Below are 14,254 nucleotides of genomic sequence, written 5' to 3' on the forward strand. Positions count from 1 at the left end.
TGCCACGATAAGTAACCTACACGTTTGGTAGCGTCGAGGCGTGATTCATTGGCGTGAAGGACGGGTAATTTCCCAGCGAGCGGAATGGCCTGGCGTGCGGGAAGTCGTCGTGCGGCTGGCTACGCCCCTGCCCGAGGCGAGCGAGCCGGTCGAGATCCGCGCCATCGCCTTCCTGGACGAGATCGGAAGGCCTGAGGTGGACGACCGCGTTCTGCTCAACGTTTCCGCGCTGGCGCGTGGGCTCGGAACCGGCGGATTTGCCTTGATTGTGGCGATTCCGGATCGGTTGCCGGCTGACCCGCCGCCGTCCGACGGTCACCTGGTCAAGGCCCGGTATACGCCGTTGCAGACGATGGTGCTTGGCGTCGACGACCAGGAGTCGCCGCACCACGAAACGCTGCGTGACGTAGCTTCGCTCGAAGGCCTGCCAGTCATTGTGGCCGATCTTCATTCGGCCGTGCCGGCGATCGTGGCCGGAATTTATGCCGCGAGCCCCGGCGCCCGCGTGGCGTACGTGATGACGGATGGCGGCGCGTTGCCTGCCCGCTTCTCCCGGTCCGTAGCGGAACTGACCTCGGCCGGCCGGTTGCTGGGCACGGTCAGCGTCGGGCAGAGCTTCGGCGGTGACCTTGAGGCGGTCACCGTGCACACCGGATTACTCGCCGCCAAAGAGGTACTGAAGGCCGATATTGTCATCGTGGCGCAGGGCCCCGGTAACCTCGGCACCGGCACGCCATGGGGATTCTCGGGCGTTGCCGCAGGCGAGGCGCTGAACGCGGCCGGGGTACTTGGCGGCCGGCCGATTGCCTCGCTGCGGGTGTCCGGCGCGGACCTGCGTGAACGTCACCTCGGAATCTCGCACCACTCGCTGACCGCGTACGGGAAGGTTGCCCTGGCCCCGAGCGAGGTCGTGGTGCCGAAGTTCAGCGGTGAGCTCGCGGATCTCGGCGCCAGGGTTGTCGAACAGGCACTGCAGCTCGGCGTGCCCCGGGGCAGGCACTCACTTGTGGAGGTTGCGACGGACGGGTTGTATCAGGCCTTGCAGGGCAGCCCGGCACGACTCTCAACGATGGGACGCGGACTGGACGAGGACCCCTCATCATTCCTGGCCGCGGCCGCTGCCGGCCGATACGCCGCACTGCTGCTCACCTAGCCGGTGGTCGGCTGATAGCGCCCCTGCCTCCGATAAACAATCCCCGATAGACAACGGGCCCCGCCTTCAATGAAAGCGGGGCCCGTAGTTAAAAACTAGCGCTGGTTAGCGGACGCCCACCAGGTCGACGACGAAAATCAGCGTCTCGTTCGGTGCGATCGCTCCCGGCGCGCCCCGCTCGCCGTAGGCGAGGTCCGATGGGATCGTCAGGCGACGGCGTCCGCCGACCTTCATGCCCTGGATACCCTGGTCCCAGCCGGCAATGACCTGTCCGACGCCAACCTGGAAGTCCAGCGGCTGACCGCGATTCCAGGACGCATCGAACTCTTCGCCGGTGGAGAACGCCACGCCGACATAGTGTGCGCTGACGATGCTGCCGGCGGTCGCCTCCTCGCCGTCGCCTTCGATTTCATCGACGATGACGAGCTCGGTTGGAGCTGCGTCGCCTGGGAAGTCAATCTGTGGTTTCTTCCGATCGAATGCCATCAGTCTTTTCTCCTTCTTGTGTGGGTTCTTGCTTTGGTTCGGGCGCTGGTTGGTTCAGGCGCTGGCCGGTTCAGCTGCAATCGCTCCGCCAGTGGCCACGGCAGCCAGTGGCCCCGGCAGGTTGCCGGCGTCCGCTGGCGGATCAGCAAACAGCAGCCGGGCTAGCTGGCCTGCAGGATGTCGACGACGAAAACCAGCGTGGAGTCAGCGGGGATCGAACCCTTGGGCTCGTTGCCGTAGCCCTTGTCCGCCGGCACGACCAGCAGAAGCTGACTGCCAACAGTCTGGCCGACAAGTGCTTCGTTCCATCCGTCGATGACCTGAGCCTGCCCGATGTTCGGCACCGGGTACGGCTGACCCTTGTCCCAGCTGGAGTCGAACTGCTCGCCGCCATCCCACAGCACGCCGGTGTAGTGCACCGTGACCGTCTGGCCGGCGCTGACTTTCTCGCCCTTGCCCTTGATCAGTGGCTGGACGGTGAGGTCCTTTGGCGGGTCCGCCTTCGGGACAGTGATCGTTGGCTTGCCATCCTTGGCTAGCTCGACTGTAGGCAGGCCCTTCTTCGGGTCGACCTTCTCACCTTCGGCACGGTCGAGTGGCTTCGGAACATCCTTTGCGGAAACGAGATCGATGACGTAGACAAGTGTTTGCTCCGCCTCGCCCTCCTTGGCCGCGCCGTTGAGCACCAGCAGGATGCGGCTGCCGAGCTTCTTGTCCACCACCGCGTCGTACAGCGTTTCGGCGATCTGTTCCTTGTCCACCGGGAAGCCTGCAGGTTCCCCCGACTTATAGCTCGACTCGAGCGCGTTGCCATCGTTTCCGCTGACAAGCGTCATGTTCGCCGTGACCTGCTGGCCTGCTTTCACCTTCTTGCCATCGCCCTCGTCCAGGACTTTGCTACCGTCCTTTTCGACGACAAGCGGAGCCTCGAAGCTGACCTTCGGCTCCTTGTCGGCTTTGCCTTTGACCGCGATGTCCTCAATGCTCTTGGATTTCGCGTCTTCGGCTGAGATGCTGCTCGGTGTCGGCGCCGCCGAGGCCGATGGACTGGCTTCGCCTTCTCCCCCGCAGCCTGCTAGCAACAATGCGAAGGCCGCCACAGCACCCAGATACCTACGTCGCACAAACACTCCCGTTGATCTACAACCAAACGACAACCAGCCTACCGGTTTCGGCTCATCGGCTCACACAGCTCGATCACATACTGGCGATCAGCCGTTCCACCCGGTCGTCGACACTGCGGAATGGATCCTTGCACAGCACCGTGCGCTGCGCCTGGTCGTTCAGCTTCAGATGAACCCAGTCCACGGTGAAGTCCCGGCGGTGGTCCTGGGCGGCCCTGATGAAATCGCCACGGAGCTTGGCCCTGGTCGTGCTCGGCGGGAGCGCGGTGGCCTCGAAAACGTCGATGTCGGCGCTGACCCGCTCGACCATGCCCCTGGCGGCTAGCAGGTTGTACAGTCCGCGAGTGCGCGAAATGTCGTGATAAGCCAGGTCGAGCCTGGCTACCCGCACATCGGAGAGATCGAGGTCGTGCTTTGCCCGGTAGCGATCGATCAGCTTCTTCTTGATCGCCCAATCGATTTCCCGGTCGATCAGTGAGCTGTCGCCGACCCGCAGCGCGTACAGCGTCCGTTCCCACAGGTCCAGCACCATTTTTGTATGTTCCTCGGACCCGACGCTTGTCTCGTTCTCCGCCGCGAAGGCCTGCGCCTTCGCGAGGTACTCTTCCTGCAGGTCGAGCGCGCTGACGACCTTCCCGTTCGTGAGCCGGATCTGCTTCATCCCGGTGGGATCGTGACTGATGTCCCGAATCGCGCGGATCGGATTCTCCATCGTCATGTCCCGCAATGGCGTCCCGGCCTCGATCATGTCCAGGATGATTCCCGTGCTGCCGACCTTCAGCAGTGTTGTGGTCTCCGACATGTTCGAGTCACCGACGATGACGTGCAGCCTGCGGTAGAGTTCGGCGTCCGCGTGCGGCTCGTCCCGGGTATTGATAATCGGCCGGGAGCGGGTCGTCGCCGAAGAGACGCCTTCCCACACGTGGTCCGCCCGCTGTGACAGGCAGTAGGTCGCACCGCTTGTCGTGTTCAGCACCTTCCCGGCGCCGACGATCAATTGCCGGGTGACCAGAAATGGCAGCAGCACGTCGGCAAGCCGTGAAAACTCGCCTTTGCGGGCGATCAGGTAGTTTTCGTGGCAGCCGTAGGAGTTCCCGGCGGAATCAGTGTTGTTCTTGAATAAATACGCTTGGCCGACGAAACCCTCGAAATCGAGACGCTGCTGCGCATCGTTGACCAGTCCCTCCAGAATGCGTTCCCCTGCCCGGTCGTGCACGACGAGCTGCTGAACGTCATCGCATTCTGCCGTGGCGTACTCCGGGTGCGAACCGACGTCCAGGTAAAGACGTGAGCCGTTGCGCAGAAAGACGTTCGACGAACGCCCCCATGACACGACCTTGCGGAACAGGTATCGTGCCACTTCCTCCGCGCTGAGCTGACGCTCACCGGCCGCAGAGTAGGCGACGCCATACTCGGTCTCGATGCCGAAAATTCGTCGTGCCATGGCGGGCTCCTGTTCTATTCGTCTAACAGCGAAGCGACCTCGTTGACCGTGAGCCGGCGGAAGGTCCTGCGCCGTGCTCCGCGTTCCATCACCGCAACTTCAAGGACTGTCGAAGTCGGCGCCGTCTCGCTTCCAGCCGCCAGCGCCTTGACGCCGACCGAAAGTGCCTCGGCAAGCGGCAGGTCGGCTTGCCATGCCTCGCTGAGCGCCGCGGTCACTTGCTCGGATTTGCCGCCCATCGCAACCAGGTGTTGCTCGTCGACCACAGAGCCGTCGTAGGTCAGCCGGTAGATCTGGTCGTCGGCGGAGCGTTCGCCAAGTTCCGCGACCACGATTTCCACCTCGTAGGGCTTCGATTCGGTCGTGAAGACCGCCCCGAGTGTCTGTGCGTAGGCATTGGCGAGCCCGCGTGCGGTCACGTCTGAACGGTCATACGAATAGCCTCGAAGGTCCGCGTATCGAACGCCGGCCTGCCGCAGGTTCTCGAACTCGTTGTACTTTCCGACCGCGGCGAAAGCGATCCGGTCGTAGATCTCGGCAACCTTGTGCAGCGCCTTCGAGGGGTTCTCCGCGATGAATGCCAGGCCGTCCTGGTAGCTGAGGACGACAACCGAACGACCGCGCGCGATGCCTTTACGGGCATAGTCAGCGCGGTCCTTCATCATTTGCTCGGGTGAGACGTAGAACGGCATCGTCATGGCTTACGCCTCCCCTGGTGCGGATGTGCGCTCGGCGACGATCGCGTGCGACGCCGCGCTGAGGTCGCTGTCCGGAACCCGATGCCGTCCGTCGGCTGTGATCGTGTAGATCACCGGCCACAACGACCTGGTGAGGTCGGGGCCGCCGGTGGCCGAATCGTCGTCCGCAGCGTCATACAGCGCCTCGACCGCAACCCGCACGGCATCCTCGATCTCAAGCTCCGGCTTCCACAGTTTCTTCAGCGATCCGCGGGAGAAAACCGAACCGGAACCGACTGAATGGTGATCGTGCTCCTCGTAGCGGCCGCCCGTGACGTCGAAGGAGAAGATCCGCCCCGTGCTGAGGTCCGGATCGTATCCCGCGAAAAGTGGCACAACGGCCAGCCCCTGCATTGCAAGGCCAAGGTTCGACCTGATCATCCCGGCAAGCCGATTGGCCTTACCTTCGAGGCTCAGCAGGGCGCCTTCGATCTTCTCGTAGTGCTCGAGCTCCACCTGGAACAACCGGATCAGCTCAATCGCCAGTCCGGCCGAACCAGCGATGCCCACAGCCGAAAAATGGTCGGTCGGGAAGACCTTCTCGATGTGACGGGACGCAATGATGTTACCCATAGTGGCGCGTCGATCTCCTGCGATCAGCGCTCCCCCGTTGAACGTCATCGCGACAATGGTCGTGCCATGCGGTGACTCAGGGATGGTACCTGCCGGCAGCGGACGGCGTGACGGCAGTAGTTCGGGAGCGGCAGCGAGAAGGAAGTCCTGAAACGACGACGTGCTCGTGCTCAGAAACGGGCCAGGAAGTCCCTGGTAACCGACGGATCCCGAATGGGCCTGGCTCACTTACTGACCACCCTTCTGCACGAAGTTCCGTACGAACGATTCGGCGTTGGTTTCAAGCACATCATCGATCTCGTCGAGCAGGTCGTCGACGGCGGCCGTGTCGGCCTGCGCCGCGGCAGCCGGGACTGCGGGCTCCGCGGGTTCTGGCGCATCGTGTTCGCGGCGAGTTGGATTGGTGCGATCCTGTCCGGCCATCATTCCTCCTGGTTCGATGTGGTACGACTATTTCAACGGCTTTAGGCCCGATCCTATGCCGCCCCGCTGACAGCCAGCAGTTCACGGGCTGGTTAAAGCATCCAGAAGCTCCGACGCCGTGTCGGCTGAATCGAGCAACGCTCCTACGTGCTCGCGGGTTCCCCTGAGCGGCTCGAGCATCGGGATTCGTTGCAGTGAGGGCCGGGACGAGACATCGAAGACGACCGAGTCCCAGCTCGCCGCCGCCACGTTTCGGCCATACTTTTGCACACAGCGGCCCCGAAAATAAGCCCGGGTGTCCTCCGGCGGCCCGGCGACGGCCGCCGCGATTGCCGCATCGTCGAACAGCGTCCGGACCTCACCGCGTTGCGCGAGCTTCTGAAACAATCCCTTTTCAGGCCGGATGTCGGCGAATTGAAGGTCGATCAGAGCGAGCTTGGCGCTGTCCCAGCCCAGCCGTTCACGTTCCTGGAAGCCCTGGAGCAGTTTGAGTTTCGCTACCCAGTCCAGGATGTCGGAACAGCCAAGCGGGTCGTCCTCGAGCCGATCCAGGACATCGGCCCATAGCTCAAGGACTCTGGCTGTCTGCGGATCGGTGTCCGAACCAACCCAGCTTTCGGCCGCGTCGAGGTAGCGCCGCTGCAGCTCGACGGCGGACAGCCGTTGGCCGCCGACCAGCGGGACTTTCACGGTGCAGCTGGTGTCGTGACCGATGTCGTAGAGCGCCTGGATCGGATCCTCAAGTTCGATATCAGGTGAGCGGCCGTTCTCGATCAGGCCGAGCACGAGCGACGTGGCGCCCATCTTGAGGAACGTCGCTGTCTCCGACTGGTTCGCGTCGCCGATGATGACGTGCAGTCGCCGGTACCGGTCGGGCACTGCATGTGGCTCGTCCCTTGTGTTCACGATCGGGCGCTTCAGCGTCGTCTCCAGGCCGACTTCGGTCTCGAAGTAGTCCGTCCGCTGGCTGATCTGGAAGCCGCTGCGCTCCGAACGCTGCCCGATTCCGAGCCGTCCTGCACCGGTAAAGATTTGCCGGCTGACGAAGAATGGGATGACTCCCTCGACGATCCGCCCGAACGGCGTGCTGCGCGGCATCAGGTAGTTCTCATGTGTTCCGTATGACGATCCTTTGCCGTCAACGTTGTTCTTGTACAGATTCACCGGCGGGCTGTGAGTTTCACCCGCAAGCTGGCGGACCGCAGCGAGCATCACCATCTCCCCGGCCTTGTCCCAGCGCACGGCGTCCAACGGGTTCGTCACTTCCGGGGACGAATACTCCGGATGAGCGTGGTCGACGTAGAGCCGCGCGCCATTGGGCAGAACGACATTGACCAGATGCGGCTCATCGGCCTGCGCCATTTCATCGGTGAGCTGGCTTCGGTCCGCCGCCTCGCGCGACATCTCGAAGCCGCGGGCGTCACGCAGCGGCGTTTCATCGGAGAAGTCCCAGTGCGCCTGGGCCGGCCGCAGACCGCGAGGCGCAGCATAGGCATGCACAACCCGCGAGGACATCAGCATCGGGTTGGCATTCGGGTCGCCAGGCGTACTGACCCCGTACTCTGTCTCAATTCCCATCACCCGGTGAACGCTCATGCTCACAACCCTATGTTGAGCCGGGATTGACACTCCGAGCGCCTATGGTTGTTGTGTGTCATCGATAAAGAATTCCGCTCCTGCACGGCAAACGTCCCGGAAATTGGCGCTGACGGCCGTGGTCGTCGACATTGCCCTGGTGCTGATCTTCGTGCTGATCGGCCGCCGGAATCACGACGAAGGCTTCACCATTGCCGGCACGCTGACGACCTGGTGGCCGTTCCTGGCCGGCCTGGCCATCGGCTGGCTGGTCAGCCGCGGATGGCGCAAGCCGCTGGGACTCGTCGTGCCGGGCATCGTGATCTGGCTGGCGACCGTGGCGGTAGGGATGCTGCTGCGTCTGGCATCGAACCAGGGCGCGCAGCCCAGCTTCATCATCGTGGCAACCGCGGTGCTCGGCGCCTTCCTGCTCGGCTGGCGGGCCTTGGCGATCCTCTTGGTCCGACGCCGACGGGAGGGCTAGTCGCCGGTCGGGCGGCTTGAAGCCTCCCGACGGGAACCAGCCCTCCCGTTGACAGCCGAAACCGGCTACAGGTACTGGCCGGTGTTGTTCACTGTGTCGATTGCCTTGCCCGGCACCGCACCTTCCTTGCTCTGGATAATTGTCCGGATGTAAACGATCCGTTCGCCCTTCTTACCCGAGATCTTTGCCCAATCGTCCGGGTTCGTCGTGTTCGGCAGGTCCTCGTGCTCCCGGAACTCATCGACACAGGCACTCAGCAGGTGTTCGATCCGGAGGCCGTGCTGGCCGGAACCGAGGAACTCCTTGATCGCCGCCTTCTTGGCCCGGTCGACCACATTCTGGATCATGGCGCCGGATGAAAAGTCCTTGAAGTACAGGATCTCCTTGTCACCGTTGGCATAGGTGACTTCCAGGAACTCGTTCGACTCGTCCACGGCGTACATCCGCTCGACAGTGCGCTGAATCATGTTCGTCACAGTCGCCGCGCGGTCGCCGCCGTTCGCCTGGAGATCGTCGTCGTGCAACGGCAGATCGGTTATCAGGTACTTGGCGAAGATATCGGTGGCCGCCTCGGCGTCCGGGCGCTCGATCTTGATCTTCACGTCCAGCCGGCCCGGACGAAGAATTGCCGGATCGATCATGTCCTCGCGGTTGGACGCGCCAATCACGATGACATTGTCGAGCCGCTCCACGCCGTCGATCTCGCTCAGCAGCTGCGGAACGATGGTGGTTTCCACGTCCGAGGAGACGCCGGTGCCCCGGGTGCGGAACAGCGAATCCATCTCGTCGAAGAAGACGACGACCGGACTTCCCTCGGACGCCTTTTCCCGTGCGCGGGCAAAGATCAGCCGGATATGGCGTTCCGTCTCGCCGACGTACTTGTCCAGCAGTTCCGGGCCCTTGATGTTCAGGAAGTAGCTCTTCGATTCGCGGCTGCGTTCCTCGGAGGTTCCGACCTGACGCTCGGCGACGCGTTGTGCCAAAGCGTTGGCAACGGCCTTGGCGATCAGCGTCTTACCGCAACCGGGCGGGCCGTACAGCAGAATCCCCTTCGGCGCCTTGAGGCCGTGCTCACGGTAGAGGTCGGGGTGCAGGAACGGCAGTTCGACGGCATCCTTGATCTGTTCGATCTGGGAGTGCAGCCCACCGACATCGGTGTACTGGATATCCGGCACTTCTTCGAGTACCAGGTTCTGCACCTCGGCGCGAGGAATCTTTTCGTAGGCCATCCCGGTGCGGCTGTCGCAGGTAAGCGCGTCGCCGATCCGCAGCTTGGCATCGCGAAGCGGACCCGCCAGAAGAACGACCCGCTCTTCATCGGCATGGCCGACCATCAGAGCGCGGTCGTGATCAAGGAGTTCCTTGATAGTCATCAGCTCGCCGGTGCGCTCGAAGCTGCTGACTCCGACGACCACGAGGGATTCGTTCAGCATTACTTCATGTCCGGGCTTCAGCCTGTCGATGTCGACCTCGGGCGCATACGCCACGCGTAATTTGCGCCCCGCATGGATCACGTCGATAAAGCTGCCATCCGGGGTGGTTACCAGGTCGAACACAGTGGCGAAACTGTTGGGTGGCAGCCCCATCCGCTCGGTTTCTTCCTTGAGCCGGACGAGCTCTTCACGGGCGGATTGGAGTGTCGAAACCAGCCGTTCGTTGCGCTGGGACAAATCGTGCATATCTCGCCGTAAACCGGCAACTTCGGCCCGCAATGATGCAAGCTGGCGACCCGACTCAGACTCGTAGGAATTCGTGTTCTCGCTCATAACGCCTCCCAGCAGTCGATGCCTCTTACCTGACTCTACCGAGTGAGGCTGGGAGTTCTCACGGCGACACCGGCTTTGCGACCGGCATGTTCTACTGGTCGGCTTCCCCGGGAGCAGTCGATGTCGCTTCAGCCTGCCCGGCTGCGGATCCACTGTGTCGCTCGACGATCTGTGGCCGGTTCCCGGTGTCCCTAATCACCCGCCGGATCTTCTTTGCCGACGTTGGCCGCTCGCCAAGAGCTTCGTCGGTGAAGGTCTCCCCCGTCCAGGCGGCTTTGTCCTCTGGCGTGGCCTCGGTGCCTTGCGGACGGCGGCGCCGGGTGAGAGGTGCTGTGCCGTCGGCCAGCCGCCGGGAGGTCAGCAGGAATCCGGTATGTCCGATCATCCGGTGTTCGGGACGTACCGCGAGGCCGTCCAGATGCCAGCCACGGACCATTGACTCCCAGGCAGCAGGTTCCGTGAACCGGCCATCGGCCCGCAACGCCTCAGCTGTACGCGAGAGCTGGGTCGCGGTCGCCACGTAGTTGATCAGCACGCCGCCGGGGGCCAGCACGGTTGCCACCGCGTCGAGGCACTCCCAGGGAGCCAGCATGTCGAGAACGACGCGGTCTATGCTTCCGGCGGGCTCAGCCGTCGGAAGAGTCTCGGCGAGGTCGCCGACGGTGACTGTCCATGCCGGGTGATGGCGACCGAAGAAATCGGCGACGTTGCCCTGTGCGATTTCGGCGAAGTCCGCCCTGCGCTCGAAGGAGTGCAGGTGTCCGTGATCGCCGACCGCACGAAGCAGGGATAGCGAGAGGGCACCGGAGCCGACGCCTGCTTCCACGACTCGGGCACCGGGGAAGATATCGGCCATGGTGATGATCTGCCCGGCATCCTTGGGATAGATCACGGCAGCGCCGCGCGGCATTGACAACACGAAATCGCTGAGCAGCGGACGCAGTGTCTGGTACTCGGTGCCTGAGCTGTTCCGGATTACGGTGCCTTCGGGCCGGCCGATCAGCTCGTCGTGCTGAAATGAACCCCGATGGGTATGGAACGCATGCCCGGGCTGCAGGGTGATGGTGTGCATCCGGCCCTTGGCGTCGGTGAGCTGAACCCGGTCGCCGGCACGTAGCGGGCCGCGGCGCTCGGACGCGCCGACGGGTTCGAAGGGAATGTGGTCGTCGCCGGGAGGCGTAGCTGAAGTCGTAGTCATCGCCGGATAAGTCTATGCGTGCTCAGGCGAAATGCCTTACCGGACCGGCCGCAGCCGACCGGATCAGGGGTCCATCAGGGGTCCATCAGGTCCTGAAAGAGCAGTTTGGTTTCCACCAGACCGGTGATGGCGTCGTTCTTCACCAGCAGAACGTATTCAGTGTGCGGCTGCTGGGAAAGCGCCTCAAGCACTGTACGCGTGTCCTGCCCGGCAGCGGCGGCAATCCATGGGCCAAGCAGCTGGGTGCACTGGCTGATGTTGGTTGAATCCCACGATTCGATCGGAATGGAATTGACGGTCTGTGGTTCGACAATTCCCGAGGGCCGGCCCGATTCGTCGAAGACAATGATCCTGGCAAGGCCGCCGCCGGATTGCTGCGCTGCGGTCGTGGCCTGAAGCAGCGTGGCATGCTGGTTCACTGCGATTGCTGGCTGGCTGACGTGTTGCAGGTCGAAAGAGGCAACCCGTCGTTTGATCTTGGCGGCTTTTGCTTCCGAACTTGCGCTGTTCCACATGAAGAAGGCGATCAGCCCGCCCCAGAGCACGGTGAATATCGAGGGCGTTGAGCCCTGCAGCAACGGCCAGACCAGGGTGTAGGCGACGACGAGCACGGCAATCCCTCGGCCCGCCCAGCTGGCGATTATCGTGCCCCGGTACTTGTCGCCGCCGATCCGCCAAACGACCGATTCCAACGCCCTGCCGCCGTCGAGCGGCAGCCCGGGCAGCAGATTGACCACCCCGAGAGCAATGTTTGCGAATGTGATCGCAAAGAGCAGGAGGAAAGGGAGGCTTCCTGGCGTAACTGCGTCGAGCAGGGCCCAGCCGATGGCTCCGAGGGCCAGGTTGGTCACGGGTCCGACGAGTGAAATGACAATGCTGTTGCGTGCCCGCCGTGAATCCTGCGCCGGCGCCTCATTGAAACTTGTGTTGCCGCCCCACACATTGAGTTCGATCGACACGATGTGGTAGCCGAAGGCCCTCGCCGCAACGGCGTGCGCGAACTCATGCAGCAGGACAGAAGCAAAGAGAAGCACGGCGTAAACGAAGGCGATCGCCGCGCTGATGAATCCAAGATCGGGCCGGTACGCGGAGACCCATGGCGTGAAGATCGCGGTGATCAGGACCGCGGCCAGGAACCATGACCAGGCCAGCGTGACCGGTGCGCCAAAAACTGTGCCCAGCCTTAAACCGGATGCTCGGCCCGTTCCCGGTCTTACCGCTGTTGCCATCTGCCCAGCATATCTGTCCCGGCTGCCGTCGAGCGTCATAACGGTGACTGTCGGACCGACCGCATACAGTGACGGTATGCCTGAGCTGAACGCCCTCTCGCCCTCAAGGGCAAACGACTTCATGCAGTGTCCGCTGCTCTTTAGATTCCGGGCGATCGACAAGTTGCCTGAGCCGCCGAGCCTCGCCGCGCTCAAGGGAACCATGGTGCATTCCGCGCTGGAGAACCTCTTCGAGCTCGCCAGCACAGAACGGACCCAGGAGGCCGCAGTGGCCCTGCTTGAACCGGCCTGGGCTGAACTGGTCGGCAAGGACCCGGCCATGCTGGAGCTCTTTGCGGACCAGCGCGAGTTCGAAAGCTGGCTGGCATCGGCCCGGGAGCTGGTTGCAAGCTACTTCACTCTGGAGTATCCACAGGCTCTCGAACCCGCGGAGCGGGAGGTGTACGTCGAAACGACGCTTGACTTCGGCTTGCGGATCCGCGGGTATATTGACCGGCTGGACATCGCGCCGACCGGAGATCTGCGCGTTGTCGATTACAAGACCGGCAAAGCGCCGCCGCCGGCTTTTTCGGCAAAAGCACTGTTCCAGATGAAGTTCTACGCCCTGGCGATTTTCCGGATCCGGGGCGTCCTGCCACATACCCTACAGTTGTTCTATCTGGGCAGCAAGGATGTGATTCGCTACCGGCCGACGGAGGCCGACATGCGGGTGACCGAACAGAAGATCGAAAGCATCTGGAACGAGATCAAGGCGGCGGCTGAATCCGGAAACTGGCGGCCGCAGAAGTCGAAGCTGTGCGACTGGTGTCATTACAAGCCGCTTTGCCCCGCCTGGGGCGGTACTCCCCCGGAGCCGCCGGAGGTCACAATCGGCTCGGCAGCGAGCTCAGAGAGTGAGCCAATTGGGACTGACTTGCCGGGCACCGGAGCAGCAGGCCCCGAGGTCGACCTGGTGGACGCCCGAAGTGAGGCACCGGCCGACAATCGGCCGGAGGCGGAAATGTCCGCTACTCGCTGATAACTGCCGGGACGGCCAGCCGAGATGGTCAGGCTGGTGAGTTGTGGGATGCCTCGAGAACCTGTTGCAGGATCTCGGGGCTGACCCCCTCAAGGGTCGTCAGCAGGGTACGGCCAGGCTGCTCTGGGATCGGCACCATGTGCGGAATGCCGATTGCCGCGGTCCCGGCAGCCTCAGCCGAACCAAGGCCGGGGATGGAATCCTCAAGGGCGACGCAGTCCCGAGGGTCGACACCGAGCTCGGCGGCCGCCTTCAGATACGGCTCCGGATGAGGCTTGCCGTTCTGGACCTCATCACCTGCGACCACTGCGTCGAAGCTGCCCTCCGGCACTCCTGCCGCGATGGCGTCGGCGAAGTTCCGATACGACATCGTCACCAAAGCGCACGGCACGCCGGCCTCGCGCAGCTGTAGCAGGAGTTCGCGTGCCCCCGGCCGGAACGGAATATGCGTCCTGACCCTTGCGATCACGGCGTCCAGCAACCGGTCCACAATCACCTCGGGCGCCAGATCGACGCCGCCTCGTTCGCTGATGATCCGGGCGGAGACCAGCAGCGGGTTGCCGACCAGCATCAATGCGTCTTCCTGGGTCCAGCTTCCGTGGCCGAACTCTTCGACGATGCGTTTTTCCTCGTCCATCCAGTACGGCTCGGTGTCTACCAGGGTTCCGTCCATGTCCCAGAGGACGGCGGCAAGTTTCTTCGTCATACCGACATCCTGCCCTTTCCGCCGTCCGCAACGCCAAACGCCCCAGGGACACGTCGCTAGAGACGCGGTTGAACCACTGCCATTCTTTTGCCGATTCAGTTGTAGTCGCGCCCATGACCACGCAAGGGCGATCCCGAACAGAGTTGGGACGAGCAGCGGGAGCAGCAGTTGCAGCAGTTGCAGCAGAGTGACGTCATCGCTTGCCAATGCCCAGAGCGCGGGCGCGGCGAACGGCATCCAGCCGCATGCTCCGGCGGCGGCACCGACCTGCGCATTGACAATGCCCATCGTGACCTAGCAGTCCGCGTCCGAGGGTCGTCGCCCATCCCGACGGCAGA

At 63.3% G+C, this 14,254-nt stretch carries 14 protein-coding genes; 3 read left to right on the plus strand and 11 right to left on the minus strand.

Annotated features, from left to right (window positions below):
* Positions 1–40 precede the first annotated feature (40 nt).
* Positions 41–1,153, plus strand: a complete 1,113-nt coding sequence (locus tag LWF01_RS07680) for a DUF3866 family protein (protein WP_349640449.1) — start codon at positions 41–43, stop codon at positions 1,151–1,153.
* A gap of 105 nt (positions 1,154–1,258) precedes the next feature.
* On the opposite strand, the gene LWF01_RS07685 is transcribed toward LWF01_RS07680, so the two are convergent.
* The 7 genes from LWF01_RS07685 to dop all read right to left on the minus strand — a co-directional run bounded on the left by LWF01_RS07685 (position 1,259) and on the right by dop (position 7,536).
* Complete coding sequence (locus LWF01_RS07685) at positions 1,259–1,639, minus strand: FKBP-type peptidyl-prolyl cis-trans isomerase (RefSeq protein ID WP_349640450.1); 381 nt, start codon at positions 1,637–1,639, stop codon at positions 1,259–1,261.
* A gap of 161 nt (positions 1,640–1,800) precedes the next feature.
* Positions 1,801–2,739 (minus strand): FKBP-type peptidyl-prolyl cis-trans isomerase, encoded by a 939-nt coding sequence (locus LWF01_RS07690; protein WP_349640451.1) that lies wholly within the window; start codon positions 2,737–2,739, stop codon positions 1,801–1,803.
* A gap of 97 nt (positions 2,740–2,836) precedes the next feature.
* On the minus strand, positions 2,837–4,207 hold the full coding sequence (gene pafA, locus LWF01_RS07695; RefSeq protein ID WP_349640452.1) for a Pup--protein ligase: 1,371 nt from the start codon (positions 4,205–4,207) through the stop codon (positions 2,837–2,839).
* A 14-nt stretch (positions 4,208–4,221) separates the two neighbouring features.
* Positions 4,222–4,905 (minus strand): proteasome subunit alpha, encoded by a 684-nt coding sequence (gene prcA, locus LWF01_RS07700; protein ID WP_349640453.1) that lies wholly within the window; start codon positions 4,903–4,905, stop codon positions 4,222–4,224.
* A 3-nt stretch (positions 4,906–4,908) separates the two neighbouring features.
* Positions 4,909–5,745, minus strand: coding sequence for a proteasome subunit beta (prcB, locus tag LWF01_RS07705; RefSeq protein WP_349640454.1), 837 nt, complete (start codon positions 5,743–5,745; stop codon positions 4,909–4,911).
* Positions 5,746–5,940, minus strand: a complete 195-nt coding sequence (locus LWF01_RS07710) for a ubiquitin-like protein Pup (RefSeq protein ID WP_349640455.1) — start codon at positions 5,938–5,940, stop codon at positions 5,746–5,748. It lies immediately after the preceding gene.
* Positions 5,941–6,021: 81 nt separating this feature from the next.
* Entirely contained in the window at positions 6,022–7,536 is a 1,515-nt protein-coding gene (gene dop, locus LWF01_RS07715; protein ID WP_349640456.1) for a depupylase/deamidase Dop, read from the minus strand.
* Positions 7,537–7,591: 55 nt separating this feature from the next.
* Between dop and LWF01_RS07720 the strand changes: the two genes are divergently transcribed.
* Positions 7,592–7,999, plus strand: coding sequence for a DUF3054 domain-containing protein (locus tag LWF01_RS07720; protein ID WP_349640457.1), 408 nt, complete (start codon positions 7,592–7,594; stop codon positions 7,997–7,999).
* A gap of 65 nt (positions 8,000–8,064) precedes the next feature.
* Here the strand turns inward: LWF01_RS07720 and arc are convergent, their stop codons facing one another.
* The 3 genes from arc to LWF01_RS07735 all read right to left on the minus strand — a co-directional run bounded on the left by arc (position 8,065) and on the right by LWF01_RS07735 (position 12,192).
* Complete coding sequence (arc, locus tag LWF01_RS07725; RefSeq protein WP_349640458.1) at positions 8,065–9,765, minus strand: proteasome ATPase; 1,701 nt, start codon at positions 9,763–9,765, stop codon at positions 8,065–8,067.
* 91 nt (positions 9,766–9,856) lie between these two features.
* Positions 9,857–10,963 (minus strand): tRNA (adenine-N1)-methyltransferase, encoded by a 1,107-nt coding sequence (locus tag LWF01_RS07730; RefSeq protein WP_349640459.1) that lies wholly within the window; start codon positions 10,961–10,963, stop codon positions 9,857–9,859.
* A gap of 74 nt (positions 10,964–11,037) precedes the next feature.
* Positions 11,038–12,192, minus strand: coding sequence for a site-2 protease family protein (locus LWF01_RS07735; RefSeq protein WP_349640460.1), 1,155 nt, complete (start codon positions 12,190–12,192; stop codon positions 11,038–11,040).
* Positions 12,193–12,268: 76 nt separating this feature from the next.
* Between LWF01_RS07735 and LWF01_RS07740 the strand changes: the two genes are divergently transcribed.
* Complete coding sequence (locus LWF01_RS07740; protein ID WP_349640461.1) at positions 12,269–13,210, plus strand: RecB family exonuclease; 942 nt, start codon at positions 12,269–12,271, stop codon at positions 13,208–13,210.
* Positions 13,211–13,238: 28 nt separating this feature from the next.
* Here the strand turns inward: LWF01_RS07740 and LWF01_RS07745 are convergent, their stop codons facing one another.
* Positions 13,239–14,204: an HAD family hydrolase gene (locus LWF01_RS07745; protein WP_349640462.1), complete on the minus strand. Its 966-nt coding sequence runs from the start codon at positions 14,202–14,204 to the stop codon at positions 13,239–13,241.
* Between the last annotated feature and the right edge of the window lie 50 nt (positions 14,205–14,254).

It is taken from the genome of Saxibacter everestensis (assembly GCF_025787225.1).
Classification (GTDB): Bacteria; Actinomycetota; Actinomycetes; order Actinomycetales; family Brevibacteriaceae; genus Saxibacter; species Saxibacter everestensis.